Raw genomic sequence first — 23327 nt, forward strand, 5'->3', positions numbered from 1 at the left:
TATAATTTAACCAAACACCTTACTAATTATTTCTTGTTGCTGAGAATTATGCCTCTTTGCATATCCAGTTGCTGGAGTTGCATCAGGGCTTCTTCCTATATAAGAAATTTCATTATATTTAGCCTTTAAAGTATCTAATGTCCATTGAATATAATCTCTCACTGAAAACCATGCTCCCATATTCTTTGGCTCTTCTTGGCACCAAAAAAATTCAGCATTTTTGGCATATGGTTTAAGTTCGTTTACTAAAGCTTTTGCTGGGAAAGGATAAAGTTGTTCTATTCTAAACATGATTACATCATCTCTTTTTAATTTTTCTCTAGCATCAAGTAAGTCAAAGTAAACTTTGCCTGAGCACAAAATAACTTTTTTAATCTCAGAACTTTCTTTAAGTTTAATAAAACCATTTGATTTTGGGTCAATCGCATGATCCCACAAAATTCTATGGAAAGTATTTTGTTTATTAAAATCTTCTAAGTTAGAAACACAGTATTTATTTCTAAGCAATGATTTTGGTGTCATTACAACCAATGGTTTTCTAAAATCTCTATGCATTTGACGTCTTAATGCATGATAATAATTGGCTGGAGTTGTGCAATTCATAACTTGCATATTGTCGTTTGAACATAACTGTAAAAATCTTTCTAATCTAGCAGATGAATGTTCAGGACCTTGACCTTCGTATCCATGAGGTAACAACATTACAAGACCTGATGCTCTATTCCATTTTCTCTCACCTGAAGCTATAAACTGATCAATCACAACTTGAGCTCCATTTGCAAAATCTCCAAATTGAGCTTCCCAAATTGTTAGAGTGTTTGGTTCAACCAAACTGTAACCATATTCGAAACCTAAAACAGCAAGTTCAGATAAAAAACTATCTACTACTTCAAATTGTTTTTGACCTTTGACAATATTATTTAGTGGAATATATCTTGAATTATCAATTTGATTTCTTAGTACAGAATGTCTTTGACTAAAAGTTCCTCTACCAGAGTCTTGTCCAACTAAACGAACTGGATATCCTTCAACTAACAAAGATCCAAACGCAAGAGCTTCTGCTGAAGACCAATCAATTCCCACTCCTTTTTCAATTGAGTCTCTTCTCGCATTTAATATTTTACTAATAGTTTTATGAATATTTTTTTCTGATGGTACTGCATTTATTTTTTTTGAAATTATTTTTAATTTCTCCTCATCAAAACCTGATATTCCTCTTTTGTCTTTTCCTTTCTCAGGTTTATATCTTGACCATGTACCCTCAAACCATTCTATTTTAGGCTTGTAATCTTTTGCACTTTTATATTGATCATCTAATAAATCTTTAAATGATTTAACATTTTGATTTAATAATTCTTGAGTAATTGATTTTTCATTAACCAGTTTATTCCCATAAATTTTATATACACTTGGGTGGGATTTAATTTTTTGATACATCAATGGCTGAGTAAACGATGGCTCATCTCCCTCATTATGACCAAACCTTCTGTAACAAATTAAATCTACTACAACGTCTCTGTTAAATTTTAATCTGAATTCTGTAGCTATTCTGGTAGCATAAACAACTGCCTCTGGATCGTCTCCATTAACATGTAAAATTGGAGCCTCAACCATTTTTGCAACATCAGAAGGATAAGGTGACGATCTTGCGAATCGAGGACTCGTTGTAAAACCAATTTGATTATTTACAATTATATGAATAGTTCCACCCGTGTTATGTCCAGGTAGTCCTGACATGGCAAAACATTCTGCTACCACACCCTGTCCAGCAAATGCTGCATCACCATGAATTAGTATTGGGATAACTTTGTTTCTGTCTTTATCTTTATGAAAAAATTGTTTTGCTCTAGTTTGTCCTAAAACGACAGGATTTACTGCTTCAAGGTGAGATGGATTATCTGTCAAACTAACATGAACAGAATTTCCATCAAATTGTCTGTCAGAAGATGCACCAAGATGATATTTTACATCTCCAGCACTATCCTCAGAGTCATCACTATATTCACCAGCAAATTCATTAAATATTCTTTTATAAGATTTTTGTAAAACGTTAGCCAAAACATTTAATCTGCCTCTATGAGACATTCCAATTTTAACCTCTTTAATTTGTTGTTGACCGCCAATTTTAATTATTTGCTCAAGTGCAGGAATTAAACTTTCTCCTCCATCTAATCCAAATCTTTTTGTACCAACATACTTAGTTGCTAAAAATTTTTCAAAACCTTCTGCTTGAACTAATTTATTTAGAATTGCTTCCTTACCATTTTTAGTAAACTGAAGAGCTTTATCATCTTGCTCAATTCTATCTCTAAACCATTTTCTTTCATCAGGATTAGAAATGTGCATAAACTCATAACCTATTTTTCCACAATAGGTTTTTTTCATAAATTTTAAAATTTCTTTAATATTGGCATACTTTTTATTTATCACCCCGTTTAAGAAAATTTTTCTTTCATAGTTTTCTTTCTTAAAACCATAAAACTCTGGATGAAGTTCATCTAAATATTCAGATTCTCTCATTCCCAAAGGATCAAGATCAGCTAACAAATGCCCCCTTAATCTATAGGCTCTGATTAAGGCTACAGCACTTATTGAATCTTTGTTAGAATCTGCAAGTAATTGAAAATTAAATTTTTCTGAAGTATCTATTTTTTCATTATTTAAATTAGTAATTTCATTTTCATCTATTTTCTTTTGAAGCTCATCAATATTTATTTTTGTTTTTTCTGGTCCCCATGATGGTCCATTTATTTCATTTGCAATAACTTTTATTTCATCACCAATTCCTTCAAAGTAATTTAACCAACTTTCAGGGAGATCTTTATCTTTGTTGATGAATTTTAAGTACATTTGTTCAATAAATGCACTATTTGATTTATGTAAAAATGAGTTTTTTTCGAAATCGAGATTTTTTGATGATGACATCTTTTTTATTTAATATATCCCTCTAAAAAATATTTTTCAATTAGACAGTTTATCAAATAAAGTTTTACCAATTATTGATGGTGATTTTGCGACTGTAATTCCACATTCTTCCATTTTTTTTATTTTATCTTCTGCACCACCTTTACCTCCAGAAATAATTGCACCTGCATGCCCCATTCTTCTCCCTGGTGGCGCAGTAATTCCAGCTATAAATCCAACTGTTGGTTTTTTAATCTTATGGTTTTTCAAAAACTCTGCTGCTTCCTCTTCTGCAGAGCCTCCTATCTCTCCAATCATTAAAATTGATTGTGTCTCTTCGTCATTTAAAAACAGATCTAAACAATCTATAAAATTTGTACCATTTATTGGATCTCCTCCAATTCCAATGCATGTTGATTGCCCTAATCCATTTTCAGTTGTTTGAGCAACTGCTTCGTAGGTTAAAGTTCCAGATCTAGATACAATTCCAACTGAACCTCTTTTATGAATATTACCAGGCATAATTCCAATTTTACATTCATCAGGAGTTATAATTCCTGGACAATTTGGGCCTATGAGTCTGCTATTAGACCCATCTAATTTTTTTCTAACCTTAAGCATATCTTGAATTGGGATACCTTCAGTAATGCAAACAATTAATTCAACAGATGCATCGATAGCTTCTATAATTGCTGCCGCAGCAAATTTTGCAGGCACATAAATCATAGTGGCATCTGCCCCGACTGCATTTTTAGCTTCAGCTACAGAATTAAATACAGGTCTGTCTAAATGCTTTTGACCTCCCTTTTTAGGAGTAACACCTCCTACTAAATTTGTTCCATATTTTATTGCTTGCTCTGAATGAAAAGTTCCATGTGCACCTGTAAAACCCTGACAAATTACTTTAGTTTCTTTATTAACTAAAACTGACATTTATTTAATAGCCTCAACAATTTTCTTAGCAGCATCATCCAAGTTCTCTGCTGAAATTAATTTTAAACCTGAATTGTCTAAAATTTCTTTTCCCTCTTTAAAATTTGTCCCTGCAAGTCGAACTACCAAAGGTACACTAATATTAATTTCTTTTGCAGCGTCTACCACTCCTTGTGCAAGCACATCACATCTCATTATTCCCCCAAAAATATTTATCAAAATTCCCTTCACATTTTTATCTGAAAGAATAATTTTAAATGCTGCAGAAACTTTTTCTTTTGAGGCTCCACCTCCAACATCTAAGAAATTAGCTGGCTCTTTACCATATAATTTGATGATATCCATAGTTGCCATTGCTAGACCTGCACCATTAACCATACATCCAATACTTCCATCTAACTTGATATAAGCTAAATCATGTTTGCTAGCTTCAATTTCAGTTGGATCTTCTTCATTTAGATCTCTTAATTCTAGAATTTCAGGATGTCTAAATAATGCATTAGAGTCGAAATTAACTTTCGCATCTAAACAAACAATCTTTCCCTCTTTTGTTAAAATTAAAGGATTTACCTCAACCATATTAGCATCTGTACTAATAAACATTTTATAAATCGATTTGATTAGTAAAATTGCTTGATCTTTTGCATCATTGTTTAAATCAAAAATTTTAATTACTGACTCACAATCTGCATCTGATATTTCTTCAGCCATATCAACTTTAGTTGTAATAATTTTTTCTGGATTTGAGCTTGCTACTTCTTCAATATCCATTCCACCTTGATCACTTGAAATAAATGCAATCTTTGAGCTCGCTCTATCAACTAAACATGATAAATAGAATTCTTTTTCTATATTAGAGGATTCTTCAACATATAATCGCTTAACTTCTCTTCCTTCTGGTCCTGTTTGATGAGTTACAAGTGTTTTTCCAAGCAACTCATTTGCTGAATTTTTTAATTCCTCAAGTGTATTAAGAATTTTAACTCCTCCAGCTTTACCTCTACCACCAGCGTGAATTTGGGCCTTTAAAACATACTTTTCAGTTTTTAAATTTTTTGCTTTTTCAATCAAGTCATCAACACTTGTTGAAAAAAATCCTGCTGGAACTATTGCTCCATATTTCTTTAAAATTTCTTTTGCTTGGTGCTCGTGAATGTTCATTATTATTTTGAAAGATCTGGATCTATTTTAGAAGCAGCTTCCCAAAGAGCTTTTACAGCATCAATAGAGTGCATAAACTCTTTATTTTCTTTTTCATCTAAATCCACTACTTCAATTTTCTCAACTCCGTCTTTACCAATTACAACTGGTACTCCAGCATAAACATTTTCTACCCCGTACTCACCATTTAACTGCACTGCGCAAGGTAATAATTTTTTTTCATCTTTTAAATATGATTCAGCCATTTGAACTCCCGATGCTGCTGGTGCATAAAAAGCAGAACCTTTTTCTAAATACTTGACGATTTCTGCTCCACCGTCTCTAGTTCTTTGATTAATTTCTTCAACTCTCTCTTGAGAAATCTTTCCCTCTTTCACAAGATCCAATAAAGGTTTGCCAGATACTTTTGTAAATCTTGGCATTGGAACCATAGTATCTCCATGACCACCCATAACCATCGCTTCAATCTCTCTTACAGGCACACCAAACTCTAATGATAAAAACAGTTTAAATCTTGAGCTATCTAAAATTCCTGCCATGCCGACAACTTTATTTGCAGGCAAACCTGAAAACTTTTGAAACGCCATAACCATCACATCTAAAGGGTTGGTGATACAAATTACGAAGGCGTTCGGTGCGTTTTCTTTTACCCCTTGAGCTACCTGTTTAATAATTTTTAAATTTATACCAAGAAGGTCATCTCTACTCATTCCTGGCTTTCTAGGAACTCCTGCTGTAATTATGATAACATCAGAATCTTTAATATCTTTATAATCGTCTGTACCTGATAATTTTACATTAAATCCATCAACTGATGATGATTGAGCTATATCTAAAGCCTTTCCTTTAGCTATTCCACTTGCAACGTCAAATAAAACAACTTCATCAACAAGCTCCTTTATTCCAATTAAATGTGCTAGTGTTCCACCTATTTGGCCTGCGCCAATTAAAGATATTTTTTTCATTTATTTCCTCTTATTTCATTGTTGGCATTACAAATTCTGCGTTTGTACGCACACCTGAAGGCCATCGTGATGTTACAGTTTTAAGTTTAGTATAGAATTTTATTCCTTCCATGCCATGCATACCACTATCTCCAAATAATGATCTTTTCCAACCACCAAAACTATGAAAGGCCATAGGAACTGGAATTGGAACATTGATACCAACCATTCCTACTTGAATTTTACTAGCAAATGTTCTGCCTGCATCACCATCTCTAGTATAAATACTTACTCCGTTTCCGTATTCATGATCATTGATTAGTTTTGCAGCCTCTTCAAAAGTTTTAACTCTAACTACAGATAAAACTGGACCAAAAATTTCTTCTTTATAAATTCTCATGTCTTTATTAACGTGATCAAATAAACAACCACCTATATAAAATCCGTTTTCATAACCTTGAAGTTTTAAGTTTCTTCCATCGACAACTAATTTAGCACCTTCTTCAACTCCTAAATCAACATAACTTTTTACTTTTTCTAAATGCTCTTTTGTAACCAGAGGTCCCATCTCTGAAGTTTTATCCATACCAGGTCCTACTTTTAAGGCCTCTGCTTTTTTTGAAAGTCTTGAAACTAGTTCATCACCAATATCTCCAACAGCAACAGCAACAGATTGGGCCATACATCTCTCACCTGCAGATCCGTAAGCTGCACCCATCAATCCATTTACTGCACCATCCAAATCACAATCTGGCATGACTACTAAGTGATTTTTTGCACCTCCAAGTGCTTGTACTCTTTTTTCATTTTTAGCTGAATTTTCGTAGATATATTTTGCAATTGGAGTGGATCCAACAAAGCTTACAGCTTTAATATCTTTATTTTCTAAAATTGCATCAACAGCTTCTTTGTCGCCATTAACTACGTTAAATACTCCCTCAGGCAATCCAGCTTCACTAAGTAACTCTGCTAATCTAAGTGGACATGAGGGATCTTTCTCTGAAGGTTTTAATATAAATGTATTTCCACAAGCAATTGCTATTGGAAACATCCACATTGGTACCATTGCTGGAAAATTAAATGGAGTAATTCCAGCTACTACCCCTAAAGGTTGCCTCATTGACCAACTGTCAACATTTGTTCCAACATTTTCTGAATATTCACCTTTTAACAAATGAGGAATTCCACAAGCAAACTCAACTACCTCAAGCCCTCTTGTTAAAGATCCTCTAGCATCCTCAAAAACTTTTCCATGTTCTGATACTATTAGCTTTGTTAACTCATCAGAGTTTTTTTCTATTAATTCTTTAAATTTAAATATTATCCTTGCTCTTTGTAAAGGAGGTTTTGCAGACCAAGTTTCAAATGCTTTTTTGGCTGCTTCTACAGCTTGATCTAAATCAGATTTACTTGCAAGTCTAACCTCAGATTCTTGTTCTCCTGTTGCAGGATTAAATACTTTTCCTTTTCTATCAGATGAACCTGGAATTATTTTTCCATTAACGAAGTGCTCTATTAATTTCATGAATACGGTCTTTTAAATCAAAAAAACTTAATAGTCTATTTAAACATTGGCCGTAGCTAACATTTTTTTAATTTCTGCAATTGCTTTTGCTGGATTTAGGCCTTTGGGACAAGCATTTGTACAATTTAAAATAGTATGACATCTGTAAAGTTTTAATTCATCAGCAACTTTTTTTAATCTTGCTTTTCTTTCTTCGTCTCTACTATCAACGATCCATCTGTAAGCTTGTAGAAGGACTGCTGGACCTAAGTATTTATCTCCATTCCACCAATAACTTGGGCAAGATGTTGAACAACATGCACACATAATACATTCATAAGCGCCATCAAGTTTTGCTCTATCTTCTTGAGATTGATAAATTTCTGTTGTTTCTTTTTTTGAATTATTTTTTAACCAAGGTTCAATAGATTGATATTGTTTATACAAACCATCCAAATCTCCAATTAAATCTCTTTTAACTTTCAAGTGCGGTAGCGGATATATGTCTATATCTCCATCAATTTCCGAATGCGGAGTTGTGCACGCTAAACCATTTTTGCCACCCATGTTCATAGCACAAGAACCACAAACTCCATGAGCACAAGATCTTCTATAAGCTAATGTTGGGTCAATTTCGTTTTTAATTTTATTTAAAATATCTAAAACTTTTGAAGGACAATTATCCATATCAACTTCATAAGTATCAATTCTTGGATTTTCTTCAGTAGAAGGGTCCCATCTATAAACATTTACTCTTCTAAGATTTTTAGAGCCTGTTTTATCTTTAAAATATTTACCTTTTTTGACTTCAGAATTTTTTGGTAAATTCAATTGTACCATTAGTATACCCGCTCTTGTGGTGGAAAATATTGAACTTCATTAGTCAAAGTTGACTTGTGGACTGGTCTATAACTAATTTTTGTATTTTTTCCATCACACCAAGCAAGAGTATGTTGCATAAATTTATCATCATCTCTTTTTGGATAATCATCTCTTGCATGAGCTCCTCTGCTTTCTTTTCTGTGATATGCAGATTCTACTGTTGTTACTGCTTGTCTAATTAAATTATCAAATTCTAAAGTTTCAACCAAATCAGTATTAAATACTAAAGATCTATCTTTAACAGAAATAGAGTCCATTCCATCATAAGTTTTTCTAATATCATCAACGCCTTCTTTTAAATTTTTTTCTGTTCTAAATACTGCACATTTAGATTGCATTGTTTTTTGCATTGAAAGTCTAAGTTCTGCAGTACTATTATTTCCATCTGCATTTCTTAACTTATCAAATCTATCTAAACATTTTTGTGTCTCAGACTCAGGTAACTCTTCATGAGGAGTTCCGGGTTTAACTAATTCTGCTGCTCTTTTTGCTGCTGCTCTTCCGAACACTACTAAATCAATTAATGAATTAGAGCCAAGTCTATTCGCACCATGAACAGATACACATGCTGCTTCTCCTATAGCCATCAGACCTGGAACAGTTTTTTCTGAACCATTAACAGTTAAAACTTCTGCTTTGTAATTTGTTGGAATACCACCCATATTATAATGAACTGTTGGCACAACAGGTATAGGCTCTTTAGTTACATCTACATTTGCAAATAATCTTGCAGCATCAGTAATTCCTGGAAGTCTACTTTCAATAATATCTTTATCTAAATGACTTAAGTTTAAATGAACATGATCTTGATCTTTTCCAACTCCCCTTCCTTCATTTATTTCAATAGACATTGATCTACTAACAACATCTCTTGATGCTAAATCTTTTGCATTTGGAGCATATCTTTCCATAAATCTTTCGCCCTTAGAGTTAGTTAGATAACCACCCTCACCTCTAGCACCTTCTGTTATTAACGTGCCATGACCATAAATTCCTGTTGGATGAAATTGAACAAACTCCATATCTTGAAGAGGCAATCCAGCTCTTAATACCATTGCATTTCCATCTCCAGTGCAAGTATGCGCAGATGTAGCTGAATAATAGACTTTCCCATATCCACCTGTAGCTATAATTACAGTATGTGCTCTAAATCTATGGATTGTTCCATCATTTAAATTCCATGCAATTAATCCCTTGCACGCTCCATCTTTCATTAAAAGATCTAATGCAAAATATTCTATAAAAAACTCAGTGTTATGTTTTAAGGCTTGTCCATAAAGCGTATGAAGAATTGCATGACCAGTTCTATCCGCAGCAGCACATGTTCTTTGTACAATTCCATTTCCATAATTTTTTGTCATTCCACCAAAAGGTCTTTGATATATTTTTCCCTCTTCAGTTCTACTAAATGGAACTCCATATTTTTCTAATTCTAAAACAGCTTTTGGAGCTTCTTTACATAAATACTCAATACTATCTTGATCACCTAACCAATCTGCACCTTTAACCGTATCATACATGTGCCATCTCCAGTCATCTTCTCCCATGTTACCAAGTGCAGCTGAGATACCTCCTTGTGCAGCAGATGTGTGGCTTCTAGTTGGAAATACTTTTGAAATACACGCTGTTTTCAATCCAGCTTCGCTTAATCCAACAGCGGCTCTCAAGCCGGATCCACCAGCTCCTAAGACAACTACATCATATTCATGATCTATTATATTATAAGCGCTCATTATTTTAGATTAAGTAAAATTATTATTGTTAATAATGGAATAATTATAGCAGAAATATAGAGAAGTCTGTTTGCGACATATTTGGTTTTTTCATTAGAAATATAGTCCTCAAAAACCTCACTAATACTTAGGGCAGAAAAAAAATAAGCAAAAATTAAAAATATACTAAATAAAAACTTATTTGTTTTATTTGAAAAAAAACTAACTACTTCAGAATAGTCTCCATCATAAACTGATATGAAATTAATTATAAACCAAAACATTAAAGGGACTAAAATTATTGATGATAATTTTAAAAACATCCATTTTTTTGTAGCTAAATTCATATTAAAAAAAGTTTTTTCCAATTAAGTAAAATAAAATAGTTAAAATCAATGAACCAAAGATCACCATCAAACCTGTTATACGAGTAGTCTTTAGTTCATAGCCATAACCCATATCCATTATTATATGTCGGATTTCACTAAGTATCTGAAAACTAAAAGACCACGCTAACCCTATTGCAACAAATTTTCCAAGAAATGAATTAAAAAAAAAGTTTATCAAATCATATTTTGGTTCTCCTAAAATTAGCCAAGAAACCCAGACACAAACTAAAGTTATTGCTATGATATTTATTATTCCAGTAATTCTATGAGAAATAGATACTAGTGAAGATATGTGCCATCTATAAATTTGTATATGAGGAGAAAGAGGTCTTTTACTTTCCATAAAAATTATTTTTTATTAATGTTTCAGCAATTTCAACTGCATTTAAGGCTGCACCTCTAAGTAAATTGTCTGAGACAATCCACATATTTAAGCAATTCTTTTTAGTTTTATCTTCTCTAATTCTTGAAATGAATGTCTCATCTTTTCCAGCGGCTTCAAGTGGTGTTGAATATCCACCATCTTGTCTCTCATCAATAACTTTACAGCCTTCCATTTTCTCAAGACATTCTTTAATTTGATCAATTGTAAAATCTTTTTCTAATTCTAAATTTACCGCTTCAGAATGAGAAACTAAAACTGGTACTCTTACACAAGTTGCTGATAATTCAATATTTTTATCTAGAATTTTTTTAGTCTCATTGGTCATTTTTAATTCCTCTTTTGTGTATCCGTCATCAGCAAATACATCGATATGTGGAATTAAATTAAATGAAATTTGTTTTGTAAAATTTTTTGATTCAATTGCTTTGTTTTCTAGTGCTAGCTTAGTCTGTTCTACTAATTCATCCATTGGTGCTTTACCACCACCAGATACTGATTGATACGTAGCTACAACTACTCTTTTTATTTTAAATAAATCATGGATTGGTTTTAATGGTAAGACTAATTGTGCAGTTGAGCAATTAGGATTAGCAATAATATTTTTTTTTATATTTCTTAAGTCATCCGCATTTACTTGAGGTACAATCAAAGGAACATCGGGGTCCATTCTATAAAAACTAGAATTATCTATTACAATGCTATGGCTTGCTGCTTTTGAGGCATAAGCTTCTGAAATTTTTCCACCTGCTGCAAAAAAAGTAATTTTTGCTTTTGAAAAATCAAAAGTCTCTAAATTTTCAACTTCTATGTCTTTTCCTTTAAAATTAATTTTTGAACCAGCACTTCTTTGAGATGCAACTAAAAAAATTTCTGAAATAGGCAAATTTTTCCTCTCAAGTACTTCTAGTACTTTTCTTCCAACATTGCCCGTGGCTCCGACTATAGCTAAATTCATGATGGGGTTGTTATACTAAATGAAAGGTAAATCGCAAACTTTTCCAGCGCAATTATGTCCATTTACAACAACTTTTACATTTTGCTCAAGATTCCAGTATCCTTTTTGCATCATAGCTATACCAATTACTTTTTTGAAGTGAGGTGAATAGCAAGCAGATCTTAATTCTCCAATTAGGTTGTTGTTTTCATCTGTCAAATCTAGAGAACCTGTTACACTGATTTCATTAATATCAATTTTTATACCCATCAATTTTTTAGTAATTCCTTCTTCTTTTATTTTTATTAATTTTTCCTTACCCAAAAACTTTGCATCACTATCTAAGTTAACATACTTATCAAAACCACACTCAAACGGGTTATCATTGTTATCCATATCGTTTCCAAATGATAATAGAGCACTTTCAATTCTCTCTATTAAATTAGGGCATCCAGGCTTAACATTAAATTCTTTACCAGCTTCAAATAAATGATCATATAACTTTTGACCAGACTCAGTGTTTTGAACATAAATTTCATAACCACCTTGCTTAGACCAACCTGATTGTGCAATTAAATGGTCAACTCCTTCAAAATTAAAATAATCAAATCCAAAAAATTTCAATTTAGTTATTTTTTCTCCAAATACTTTTTCCATTAACTTAAATGATTTTGGACCTTGAACAGCCATAATGTCTACATTTGGTTCAAAGATTTTAACATCAAATTTATTTCCAATTGCTAATCCTTTTGCAAATAAAATTACATCAGAGTCTGCAATGGATATCCACCATTTCTCCTGACTTAATCTCAGCACTACAGGATCATTAATTAATCCACCTTGGTCATCTATAATAGGACAATAATAACATCTACCATCTTTAGATTTAGATAAATCTCTACAAGTCATTAATTGAACTAATTTAGCTGAGTCTTTTCCTGAAATTTCAACTTGCCTTTCTGCTGCAACATCCCAAATTTGAACATGTTCTTTTAAGTGATGATAAGAGTCTTCTACAGATCCAAAGGCTGCTGGAAGCAACATATGGTTATAGATTGTATAAGCTGTTACACCTTGTTTTTCTACTCTTGAAGTATATGGTGTACTTCTAAGTCTTCTAGATTTTGCTATTGAATAATTTTTCATTTATTTAAAAATTGTAAAACCTTGTCCCGCATTTCAAATGCTTTTTCAATCATAATCATATGCCCACATCCTTCGATTACATGAATAGTTGAATTTTTAATCAATTGAGAGAATTTTTTTCCAGATTCTAAATTAACCATTTTATCTAGAGAACCAAAAACAAACATTGATGGAACCTCAATTGATCCAGCTGCGGTTGAGCCATTTTTGTAATTATTACAAGCTATAAGATCTACAGCAAGTATTTCACTAATATCTTTTGGAGATTGAATAATTCTTTCAACTGGATTACCACCTATAAATTTTTTTGAACCCTCGTATCCCCACTTCATCATTAATTTTACTGCATCAGAATCTCCATTTTCTGCAAGCTCAATCAAATCAGGATGAACAGGCATCTTATTAGATCCACCTACAAAGACTATTTTTTTTAGTCTATCTTTGTATCTATGGGAATACTCAAGTATTTCTAAACATCCTTGTGAATGACCAACTAATATTAAATTTTGAAGATCTAAGGCATCAAATACAAGTTCCAACCATTCTGCTATCTCCTCAATAGTTTTTAAACATGGCCCCTCAGAATTTCCATGTCCTGGTAAATCAATAGATAATACATTGAAATTATTATTTGAAAAAAATTGCTCACTTAATGACCAAACAATATGAGATAAGCCACTTCCATGAAGAAAAACAATGGTATCTTTGTTTTTATCTATACCTTTGCCATTGTCTGAAGCAAAAATACTTTTATTTTCTATTTCAAATATCAATTAGATTCCTAAACTTTTTTTCTCAGTTCAAACTTCTGTATTTTTCCAGTTGATGTCTTAGGTAGTTCGCAGAAAACGACCTTTTTGGGAACTTTAAATCCAGCCAAAGTTTCTTTACAAAAATCAATTAATTCTTTTTCAGTAACAGGCTTATCTTGAACCATCTCGATGAAAGCACAAGGTACTTCTCCCCATTTTTCATCTGGTTTAGCAACTACTGCTGCTATTGAAACTGAAGGATGTTTAGATAAGGTATTTTCAATTTCTATTGATGAAATATTTTCTCCCCCTGAGATAATAATATCCTTAGATCTATCTTGAATTTTTACATATCCATCAGGAAACATAACTGCCAAGTCGCCACTATGAAACCATCCATCTTTCATTGCTTTATCGGTAGCTTCTTTGTCTTTAAAGTAACCTTTCATTACTACGTTTCCTCTAATCATGATCTCTCCGATAGTTTTTCCGTCTTTAGGAACTTCTTTCATCGTCTCTGGATCTAAAACTGTTACTCCTTCTGTATTGGGATACCTCACTCCTTGTCTTGCTTTAATCTCATTTTGTTTATCCTCATCTAAATCATTCCATCCATCATTCCACGCACATTGTGTAACATGACCATATGTTTCTGTAAGACCGTAAACATGCATAACTTCAAATCCAAGAGATTTCATTTTTTTAAAAATAATACTTGGCGGAGGTGCTCCAGCAGTTAAGACGTAAACTTTATGCTTTAATTTTTTTCTATCACTTTCTGGAGCTCCAGTTATCATATTTAAAACTATTGGTGCTCCTCCAAAATGAGTAATGTCATATTTATCAATAAGCTCAAAAATTTTCTTAACATCAATATTTCTTAAGCAAATTGTTCTTCCATTTAACATTGGAACTGTCCATGGATAGCACCAGCCATTACAATGAAACATAGGTACAACAGTTAAAAAATTTAAACGATTAGGCATATTCCAGGCAACAGTACTTCCCGTGGACATTAAGTACGCACCTCTATGATGGTAAACAACACCTTTAGGATTGCCAGTTGTACCTGAAGTATAACTTAAAGATATTGCCTGCCATTCATCATCAGGCATTTTCCAATCAAAATTCTCATCTCCAGTATTTAAAAAACTTTCGTATTCTAAATCTCCAATTTTTTCCAATTTCGATTGATCAGCATGTTTGTCGTTAATATCTATAACAGTGATTTTTTTATTTAAATTTTTTAAAGCTTTTTTTACTTCTAAATGCAATTGTCTATCTACAACCAATACCTTCGCATCACTGTGATTTAAAATATAATTAATTGTATTAGCATCTAATCTTATATTTATTGTGTTTAAAACAGCTCCTGTCATTGGAACTGAGTAATGCGCTTCAAAAATTTCAGGAGTATTAAAAGCTAAAAAAGATACTGTATCTCCTTTTTGAATGCCAATTTTAGAAAGTGCACTGGCAAATTTTACTGCTCTTTTATAAACTTCACTCCAAGTATAACTTCTATCCTCATAAACTATAGCCTCATAATCAGGATAAACATCTTTGGCTCTTTGTAAAAATGTTAGTGGTGTTAATGGAACATAATTTGCATTATTTCTATCCAGATTAATATCGTAATGATTCATTATTAATTAAATTTAAATTTCATTATATTTGAGCTACCTGAAACTGCAGATTTATAATGATATTCTGCTCTTGGTAACACTTTTTCAAAGTAGAATGTAGCTGTATTAATTTTGTCTGAATAAAACTCTTTATTTTCTTCATAATCTTTAAAACTGATTTCTAAGATTTTTATCCATGAAAAAGCAATCGAAATATAACCAAGTGTTTTTAAATAATCATTTGCAGCTGCAGAAACATCATCTTTTTCGATTTTACTTTTATCTACAATCCAACCAGTGAACTTTGATAAAATATCAAGATAATATGTAAGATCTTTTGTAAATGATTTTACCTTTTCATGTTTGTTTTCACATTCAGATTTTATCATTTCTAAAAATTTAGAAATTACATCACCATTTCTGTTTATTAATTTTCTAAATACTAAATCAGCGGCTTGAACTGAATTGGTTCCTTCATATATCGGTGTGATTCTATTATCTCTATATAATTGCTCAATACCTTGGTCTTTAGTATAACCGTATCCTCCATGAATCTGCATAGCATCACTTGTAATCTCCATAGCTAAATCAGTAAATAAAGATTTAACTACAGGTGTCATCAAAGAAACATAATCAGAAGCTTCCTGTTTAATTTTTTTATCTGGATGATGAAGACTAACTTCAGTTTGTTGAGACAACCAAAAGCATAAAGCTCTTTCTCCCTCAATTATAGATTTCATATTTAATAAAGTTCTTCTTATGTCTGCATGGTCAATAATAAAATCTGCACCATTTGAAGATCTAGAATTATTAGTTTTTCCTTGTTTTCTCTCTTTTGCATAAGCAAGTGAATTTTGGTAAGCAATTTCTGAAATACCCAATCCCTGAATACCGACTACAATTCTCTCAAGATTCATCATGGTAAACATTGCATTTAAACCTTTGTCCTTAGGACCAATCATGTATCCTGTTGCATCATCAAAGTTTAAGACACATGTTGCCGAACCTTTAATTCCCATTTTTGTTTCAATAGATCCTGTTGAAATACCATTTCTTTGTCCAACCGATCCATCTTGATTTACTAAAAACTTGGGTACTAAAAATAAACTTATTCCTTTTGTTCCAGGAGGAGAGTCGGTAGATCTTGCTAAGACTAAATGAACAATATTTTCTGTTAAGTCATGATCGCCTGATGTGATGAAAATTTTTTGGCCAATTATTTTATAAGTTCCATCAGATTGACTAACTGCTTTTGTTTTAAGTAAACCTAAATCAGTACCACAAACAGGTTCAGTTAAACACATCGTGCCACTCCATTTACCTTCTACAATTTTAGGTAAATATTTATCTTTTATTTCATCAGTAGCGTGATGATTAATGCAATTGTATGCTCCAATACTTAATTCACTATAAAGTTTAAAAGATAAACTCGCAGAGGACAGCATTTCGTCAAAAAAAGCACTTACTGTTTTTGGCATTCCTTGACCACCATATTTTGGATCACATGACAATGAAGTCCATCCATCCTCAATATATTTCTGATAAGCTTCTTTGTATCCTGGTGGTGTTCTAACTACACCATTTTCTAGAACTGCTGGATTTTCATCGCCTGCTTTAGCAAGTGGTAAAATTAAATTTTGATTGATTTTAGCTGCTTCTTCTAAAATATCTTTAACCAAATCTGAGCTAACTTCATTATATCTTTCAAGATCATTATAATTTTTATTATCTCTTAATTTTTCATAGAGAAACATCATATCTTTAACAGGTGCAGAATAACTTGGCATTTGAAAAGCTTAGAATACTTAGAGGTTTATTGCAATTTTGAAATTATCGCGTCGCCCATTTGCGAAGTAGATACTTCTTTCATACCCTCAGAAAGGATATCTTTCGTTCTTAGACCATCATTTAACACAGCTTGAACCGCATTTTCCAAAGCATCAGCTTCATTATCAAGATCTAAAGAATATCTTAAAGCCATTGCAAAACTTAGTACTGTAGCGATTGGATTTGCTAACCCTTTTCCTGCAATATCAGGAGCTGAGCCATGTATGGGTTCATACATTGCTCTCATTTCACCATCTTTATTTTTTGCACCTAAAGATGCAGAAGGTAATAACCCTAAAGATCCTGTTAACATTGAAGCTTGATCTGAAAGCATATCACCAAATAAATTATCAGTAACAATTACATCAAACTGTTTTGGATTTCTAAGTAATTGCATTGCACAGTTATCTGCAAGCATATGACTTAGTTCAACATCTTTGTATTCTTTTTCATGAAGTTCCTGAACTTCTTCTTTCCATAGTTGTCCAGCTTCCATAACATTAGATTTCTCACAAGATGTAACTTTATTTGATCTTTTTCTAGCAAGATCAAAGGCAACTCTTGCAACTCTAGTAATTTCACTAGTAGTATAAGTGTGAGTATTTATTCCTTTTCTTTCACCATTTTCTATTGGTTTAATACCTCTTGGTTCACCAAAATAAATTCCACCTGTTAATTCTCTTACAATCATTATATCTAAACCCGAAACTACTTCTGGTTTAAGTGTTGATGCACCAACTAACTGTTCAAAACATATGGCAGGTCTCAAATTTGCAAATAATTTTAATTCTTTTCTTAATTTTAATAAAGCTCTCTCCGGTTTTTTTGAAAACTCAATATTATCCCACTTAGGTCCTCCAACTGCACCGAGCATAACAACTTCGCTCTCTAAAGCTTTATAAAAAACTTCATCTGTTATAGGTGTACCATGTTTATCGTAAGAACATCCACCCGCAAGATCTTCATCTATTTCAAAGTCTAAAGATTTTTTATCATTAAACCAATTAATTATTTTTCTAACTTCTCCAATTACCTCAGGTCCAATACCATCACCTGGTAATAATAGAATTTTTCTTTTTTTTACTTTAATCATTAAAAACCCAAGGTTTTTTATCTTTTAACTGATTTTCAAAATTTTGAATTTTGTCAGATTTTTTTAAAGAAAGAGCAATGTCATCTAATCCTTCTAACAAACATTTTTTCTTAAATGGATCTATTTCAAATTTAATTTCATTATTTCCGTAAATAATTTTTTGATCATTTAAGTCTACAGAAATTTCTTCTTTTCTATTTGCATATTCAGAAAGTTCTTTTATTTTTTCTTCTTCAAGAATTATTGGTAAAATTCCATTTTTAAAACAATTACTATAAAAAATATCAGCATAACTTGAACTAATCACACAAGTAATTCCAAAATCTAACAATGCCCATGGAGCATGCTCTCTTGATGAACCACATCCAAAATTGTTTCCTGCAATTAAAATTTTTGAGTTATTAAATGGTTCCTGATTTAATACAAAATCATTAATTTCTTTTCCATTATTGTCATATCTCATTTCAAAAAACAAATTTTTTCCAAGTCCAGTTCTTTTTATTGTTTTTAAAAATTGCTTAGGAATAATCATATCTGTATCGATATTTACGATTGGTAAATAAGCTGGAATACTTTTTAATGTATTAAATTTTTGCATTTAATTTTGATACTTTCTTACATCATCTAAATTACCAGAGATTGCAGCTGCAGCTGCCATCCCAGGGCTTACTAGATGCGTTCTGCCGCCTCTTCCCTGTCTTCCTTCAAAGTTTCTGTTTGAAGTAGATGCGCATCTTTCCTCTGGTTTTAATTTATCTGCATTCATTGCTAAACACATAGAACAGCCTGGCTCTCTCCATTCAAATCCTGAATTTACAAATATTTTATCTAAACCTTCTTGCTCAGCTTGTTCTTTAACCAATCCTGACCCTGGAACTACAATGGCATTTACATGTGATGATATTTTTTTGTCCTTTAAGATTTTGGCAGCTTCTCTTAAATCTTCAATTCTTCCATTTGTACAGCTTCCAATAAAAACTTTATCTATCTTGATATCAGTTGCTGCCATATCAGGTGTTAGTCCCATATATTTTAATGCTCTTTCAATTGAGTTCTTTTTATCCTCATCTTTTTCATTTTGAGGATTTGGTACTTTTCCATCGATTGTAATTACATCTTGAGGTGAAGTCCCCCAAGTAATCATTGGTAAAATATCATTTGCATTAAGATTTATTTCTTTATCAAAACTTGCATCAGCATCTGTTTTTAAACTATTCCAGTATTCAAGTGCCTTTTCCCAATTTTCTCCTTTTGGAGACATGGGTTTACCTTTTAAATATTCAAATATTTTTTCATCTGGAGCAATTAATCCAGCTCTTGCACCACCCTCAATGGTCATGTTGCAAATAGTCATTCTCTGTTCAACACTCAAAGATCTTATTAAATCTCCAGCATATTCAACTACACAACCTGTTCCTCCTGCAGTACCAATCTTTCCGATGATTTGAAGTATTACATCTTTAGATGTTACTCCTAATGGAAGTGTTCCATTAACATTAATTCTAAAATTTTTTGCTTTCTTTTGAACGAGTGTTTGCGTTGCTAAAACATGTTCAACTTCAGATGTTCCAATACCAAAAGCTAATGATCCAAAAGCTCCATGAGTTGCTGTATGACTATCTCCACATACAATAACTGTACCTGGTTGAGTAAAGCCTTGTTCTGGTCCAATAATATGAACAATTCCTTGTCGTTTATCATCCATACCAAAAAGCTGCACACCAAATTCCTTACAATTTGATTCTAATGTATCAACTTGTATTTTCGATTCCTGGTCTGATATCCCTTTAGTTCTATCTGTCGTTGGAACATTATGATCAGCAACAGCTAGAGTTAAATTAGGATGACGAACTTTTCTATTTGAATTTCTTAAACCTTCAAACGCTTGTGGACTAGTAACTTCATGAATTAAGTGTCTATCAACAAACAATAAAGCTGTTCCATCTTCTTGCTGATCTACTAGATGATCATTCCAAATTTTATCGTAAAGAGTAGTGGACATTGAAAAAAAAATTATTTTTTTTCTGAAGTACTTTCTGTTGATTGTTCAGCAGTAGCTTCTTCTTTTGGAGCTTCTGTTGCTTGAGCTGCTTCTACTTTAGGAGCCTCTTCTTTTGTAGCTTCTGTCGGTGGAGCTACGTTTTCTTCAGTAACTGTTTCGGGTTTTACATCAACATCGATACCAATTTTTTTTCTAATTTTTTCTGCAATCCTTGCTGATTTACCTGTTCTTTCTCTCAGATAATATAATTTTGCCCTTCTTACTTTCCCTGATCTAATAACTTTAATTGAGTCAATCAAAGTTCCATAAAGTGGAAATGTTCTTTCAACACCTTCACCAAAAGAAATTTTTCTAACTGTGAAAGACGAGTTTAAATCTCTGCTTTTTTTTGCAATACAAACGCCTTCAAAATATTGAATTCTATCTTTTTTTCCCTCTGTAATTCTAACACCCACTTTAACCACATCTCCAGGGTAGAATTCAGGTATCTTTTTTTCTGAAAGTATTTTTTTAACGTTATGTTGATTTATCTCTTCAATTGTTTTCATAGTTATATTTATCAAATTAATTCTTCTTATATTTTTCCCATAAATCTGGTCTTCGGACGCGTGTTATAGCCTCAGATTGAGATAAACGCCAGTGTTTAATTTTGCTGTGATCTCCTGACAAAAGTACTTCTGGAACAGCTTTTTCCTCCCAAATTTGAGGTTTTGTGAACTGAGGATACTCTAATAATCCATTTTCAAAACTTTCGTTTACCTTAGAATTCTCATTCCCCAGAACACCGGGTAAAAGCCTCAAAATACTATCAATCACCACAAATGCTGCTGACTCTCCTCCTGATAATATAAAGTCTCCAATACTAACTTCTTCTATATTTCTTGTGCTTAACACTCTTTCATCAACTCCTTCGAAGTGTCCACAAATTATCGAAACCGATTTTTCCTTCGATAATTCTTTGGCATAATTTTGATCAAATTTTTTTCCTCTAGGAGATAAATATAATATTTTTTCTCCTTCATTTTTATTTTGATCTAATGATTTAGCTAATACATCTGCCTTCATCAGCATACCAGAACCACCTCCGTATGGAGTATCATCTACAGTTTTATGTTTATCCTCAGCAGCATCTCTAATGTTTACCACTTTTAAATTCCAAATATTTTTAGACATTGCTTTTCCATACAGACCTTTAGACAAAGGACCAGGAAAAATATCTGGATAAAGTGTAAACACTTGAGCTTTCCACATAGATTATCTTTAGTTTATTTTTTTTCCTCAGCTGGAGCTGCTTCTGCTTTAGGAGCTTCTTCTTTAGGAACTTCTGCTGCTGGAGCTGCTTCTGCTTTAGGAGCTTCTTCTTTAGGAGCTTCTGCTGCTGGAGCTGCTTCTGCTTTAGGAGCTTCTTCTTTAGGAGCTTCTGCACCATCTTCCTCTTTTTTATTTCTTTCTTTCTTAGGGACAGCTTTATTTGGATTATTTCCAGCTGCTGGCATAGGGATTAAATCATTTTCACCTAAAATTCTTGCAACTCTTGTTGTTGGTTTAGCGCCTTGACCTAGCCAATATTTAATTCTTTCAGCCTCAAGACCTACTCTTTCTTTTTTATCTTTAGGAAGTAGTGGGTTAAAAAAACCAACTTTTTCTATAAATCTTCCATCTCTTGGGAAACGACTGTCAGCTACAACAACTTTGTAAACTGGTCTCTTTTTAGAGCCTCCCCTTGATAATCTAAGTTTTAACATTTGTTCTCCTTATTTTATTATTTTAGTTTATTAAATAGCTCTGGTGGTATCCCTTGATCAGACATACCTTTCAGATTTCCTTTTGACATCTTTTTCATCATTTCAGACATCATTTTAAATTGCTTAAGCAATTTATTGATAGTGGCTGGATCTGTGCCAGAGCCATTAGCAATTCTTTTTTTTCTTGAACCATCAATTACTTTTGGATTTTCTCTCTCTTTTTTTGTCATTGATAAAATGATAGCTTCGTTTTTTGTTATAATACTTTCGTCAATCCCTGCTGTATCCATTTGAGATTTAATTTTAGATACTCCTGGCATAAAAGACATGATCCCCTCAATGCCTCCCATTTTTTTCATTTGTCTTAATTGAGAAAGGTAATCTTCCATAGAAAATTGACCCTTTTTTAAATTTTCCTCAGCTTTTTTAATGTTCTCTTCGCCTAAATCTTGAGCAGCTTTTTCTACAAGAGAAACAATGTCTCCCATTCCTAAAATTCTATTTGCTATTCTATCTGGATGAAATACCTCAAAATTTTCTATTTTTTCACCTATACCCAAAAATTTTATTGGAACATTTGATACATATTTCATACTCACGGCAGCTCCACCTCTGGCATCACCGTCAGCTCTAGTTAATATTATTCCAGATAAGTTAACTGTGTTTTTGAACTCTTTTGCAACTGAAGCAGCAACTTGACCTGTAAGAGAGTCCGCTACAAGAAAAGTTTCTGCTGGATTAATAATGCTCTCAATTTGTTTGATCTCGCTCATCATTTGTAAATCAATTTGAGTTCTCCCAGCTGTATCAAACAAAATTATATCTGCTCCATTCAGATTTGCTGCACTCATGGCTCTTTGGCAAATATCAGTTGGTTGTTGACCTTCAATAATTGGAAGTGTCAAAATATTATTCTGTTCACCTAAAGATTTAAGCTGTTCTTGTGCTGCTGGCCTATAAATGTCCAAACTGACCATCATCACTTTTTTCTTTTTATTATCTTCTAAATATTTAGCTAATTTTGCAGTAGAAGTTGTCTTACCCGAGCCCTGCAAACCAACCATCATCATAGGAACTGGTGGTACAGCATTTAAATTTATGTCTACATTGCTAGAACCTAGTAAGTTTACTAGCTCATCGTAGACAATTTTTACAACCATATCTCCAGGAGAAGTTGATCTTATAATTTCTTGTCCTAAAGCTTTAGGTTTTACGTTTTCAACAAATTCTTTTGCAACATCTAAAGAAACATCTGCCTCAAGTAATGCTTGTCTAATACTTCTCAAACCCTCATCTACCTGAGCTTCATTCAGAGAGGGTGCTTTTTTTAAAGAAGAAAAAATTTCTTCAAATTTATTTGTTAAATTATCAAACATATATTTTTTTATT

The 23327-nt window shown here is 32.4% G+C and carries 21 protein-coding genes; all 21 read right to left on the bottom strand.

What is annotated here, in order from left to right; translation table 11 throughout:
• Positions 1–6 precede the first annotated feature (6 nt).
• Genes ACTTAS_RS06130 through ffh form a run of 21 tightly spaced genes read right to left on the bottom strand, consistent with a single transcriptional unit; the run spans position 7 to position 23314 of the window.
• Positions 7–2925, bottom strand: coding sequence for a 2-oxoglutarate dehydrogenase E1 component (locus ACTTAS_RS06130; RefSeq protein WP_440678718.1), 2919 nt, complete (start codon positions 2923–2925; stop codon positions 7–9).
• A gap of 36 nt (positions 2926–2961) precedes the next feature.
• Positions 2962–3837 carry a succinate--CoA ligase subunit alpha gene (sucD, locus tag ACTTAS_RS06135; RefSeq protein ID WP_440678719.1) on the bottom strand — a complete coding sequence of 292 codons (876 nt, stop codon included), beginning with the start codon at positions 3835–3837 and terminating at the stop codon, positions 2962–2964.
• Entirely contained in the window at positions 3838–4998 is a 1161-nt protein-coding gene (sucC, locus tag ACTTAS_RS06140) for an ADP-forming succinate--CoA ligase subunit beta (RefSeq protein WP_440678720.1), read from the bottom strand. It lies immediately after the preceding gene.
• A gap of 2 nt (positions 4999–5000) precedes the next feature.
• Positions 5001–5963 carry a malate dehydrogenase gene (gene mdh / locus ACTTAS_RS06145; protein ID WP_440635423.1) on the bottom strand — a complete coding sequence of 321 codons (963 nt, stop codon included), beginning with the start codon at positions 5961–5963 and terminating at the stop codon, positions 5001–5003.
• Between the two features lie 10 nt (positions 5964–5973).
• Entirely contained in the window at positions 5974–7467 is a 1494-nt protein-coding gene (locus ACTTAS_RS06150; protein WP_075506082.1) for a CoA-acylating methylmalonate-semialdehyde dehydrogenase, read from the bottom strand.
• 39 nt (positions 7468–7506) lie between these two features.
• Complete coding sequence (locus ACTTAS_RS06155) at positions 7507–8286, bottom strand: succinate dehydrogenase iron-sulfur subunit (protein WP_262589896.1); 780 nt, start codon at positions 8284–8286, stop codon at positions 7507–7509.
• Positions 8286–10061, bottom strand: a complete 1776-nt coding sequence (sdhA, locus tag ACTTAS_RS06160) for a succinate dehydrogenase flavoprotein subunit (RefSeq protein ID WP_440613691.1) — start codon at positions 10059–10061, stop codon at positions 8286–8288. The genes ACTTAS_RS06155 and sdhA overlap by 1 nt, the downstream gene beginning before the upstream one ends.
• Positions 10061–10387: a succinate dehydrogenase, hydrophobic membrane anchor protein gene (sdhD, locus tag ACTTAS_RS06165; RefSeq protein ID WP_440633083.1), complete on the bottom strand. Its 327-nt coding sequence runs from the start codon at positions 10385–10387 to the stop codon at positions 10061–10063. The genes sdhA and sdhD overlap by 1 nt, the downstream gene beginning before the upstream one ends.
• 1 nt (position 10388) lies before the next feature.
• Positions 10389–10772, bottom strand: coding sequence for a succinate dehydrogenase, cytochrome b556 subunit (sdhC, locus tag ACTTAS_RS06170; RefSeq protein ID WP_440678721.1), 384 nt, complete (start codon positions 10770–10772; stop codon positions 10389–10391).
• Positions 10762–11769 carry an aspartate-semialdehyde dehydrogenase gene (locus ACTTAS_RS06175; RefSeq protein ID WP_440678722.1) on the bottom strand — a complete coding sequence of 336 codons (1008 nt, stop codon included), beginning with the start codon at positions 11767–11769 and terminating at the stop codon, positions 10762–10764. Before ACTTAS_RS06175 ends, sdhC begins: the two co-directional genes overlap by 11 nt.
• A 15-nt stretch (positions 11770–11784) precedes the next feature.
• Positions 11785–12894, bottom strand: coding sequence for a dimethylsulfoniopropionate demethylase (locus ACTTAS_RS06180; RefSeq protein WP_440678723.1), 1110 nt, complete (start codon positions 12892–12894; stop codon positions 11785–11787).
• On the bottom strand, positions 12891–13667 hold the full coding sequence (locus tag ACTTAS_RS06185; protein ID WP_440678724.1) for an alpha/beta fold hydrolase: 777 nt from the start codon (positions 13665–13667) through the stop codon (positions 12891–12893). The genes ACTTAS_RS06180 and ACTTAS_RS06185 overlap by 4 nt, the downstream gene beginning before the upstream one ends.
• Positions 13668–13675: 8 nt before the next feature.
• On the bottom strand, positions 13676–15292 hold the full coding sequence (locus ACTTAS_RS06190; protein WP_440678725.1) for an acyl-CoA synthetase: 1617 nt from the start codon (positions 15290–15292) through the stop codon (positions 13676–13678).
• A 2-nt stretch (positions 15293–15294) separates the two neighbouring features.
• Positions 15295–17058, bottom strand: coding sequence for an acyl-CoA dehydrogenase family protein (locus tag ACTTAS_RS06195; RefSeq protein ID WP_440678726.1), 1764 nt, complete (start codon positions 17056–17058; stop codon positions 15295–15297).
• 26 nt (positions 17059–17084) lie between these two features.
• On the bottom strand, positions 17085–18191 hold the full coding sequence (leuB, locus tag ACTTAS_RS06200) for a 3-isopropylmalate dehydrogenase (protein ID WP_262589906.1): 1107 nt from the start codon (positions 18189–18191) through the stop codon (positions 17085–17087).
• On the bottom strand, positions 18184–18789 hold the full coding sequence (gene leuD, locus ACTTAS_RS06205; protein WP_440678728.1) for a 3-isopropylmalate dehydratase small subunit: 606 nt from the start codon (positions 18787–18789) through the stop codon (positions 18184–18186). The genes leuB and leuD overlap by 8 nt, the downstream gene beginning before the upstream one ends.
• Positions 18790–20193 (bottom strand): 3-isopropylmalate dehydratase large subunit, encoded by a 1404-nt coding sequence (leuC, locus tag ACTTAS_RS06210; protein WP_440633091.1) that lies wholly within the window; start codon positions 20191–20193, stop codon positions 18790–18792.
• Positions 20194–20204: 11 nt separating this feature from the next.
• A complete protein-coding gene (rplS, locus tag ACTTAS_RS06215) occupies positions 20205–20741 on the bottom strand; it encodes a 50S ribosomal protein L19 (protein ID WP_440678730.1) in 537 nt (178 codons plus the stop codon).
• Between the two features lie 16 nt (positions 20742–20757).
• The gene (gene trmD / locus ACTTAS_RS06220; protein WP_440678731.1) at positions 20758–21444 is read right to left on the bottom strand and encodes a tRNA (guanosine(37)-N1)-methyltransferase TrmD; all 687 of its coding nucleotides are present in this window, start codon (positions 21442–21444) and stop codon (positions 20758–20760) included.
• A gap of 14 nt (positions 21445–21458) precedes the next feature.
• A complete protein-coding gene (gene rpsP, locus ACTTAS_RS06225; protein WP_440678732.1) occupies positions 21459–21938 on the bottom strand; it encodes a 30S ribosomal protein S16 in 480 nt (159 codons plus the stop codon).
• Positions 21939–21955: 17 nt separating this feature from the next.
• Positions 21956–23314, bottom strand: a complete 1359-nt coding sequence (gene ffh / locus ACTTAS_RS06230) for a signal recognition particle protein (protein ID WP_440678734.1) — start codon at positions 23312–23314, stop codon at positions 21956–21958.
• Between the last annotated feature and the right edge of the window lie 13 nt (positions 23315–23327).

It is taken from the genome of Candidatus Pelagibacter sp. HIMB1611 (assembly GCF_052047715.1).
Lineage (GTDB): Bacteria > Pseudomonadota > Alphaproteobacteria > Pelagibacterales > Pelagibacteraceae > Pelagibacter.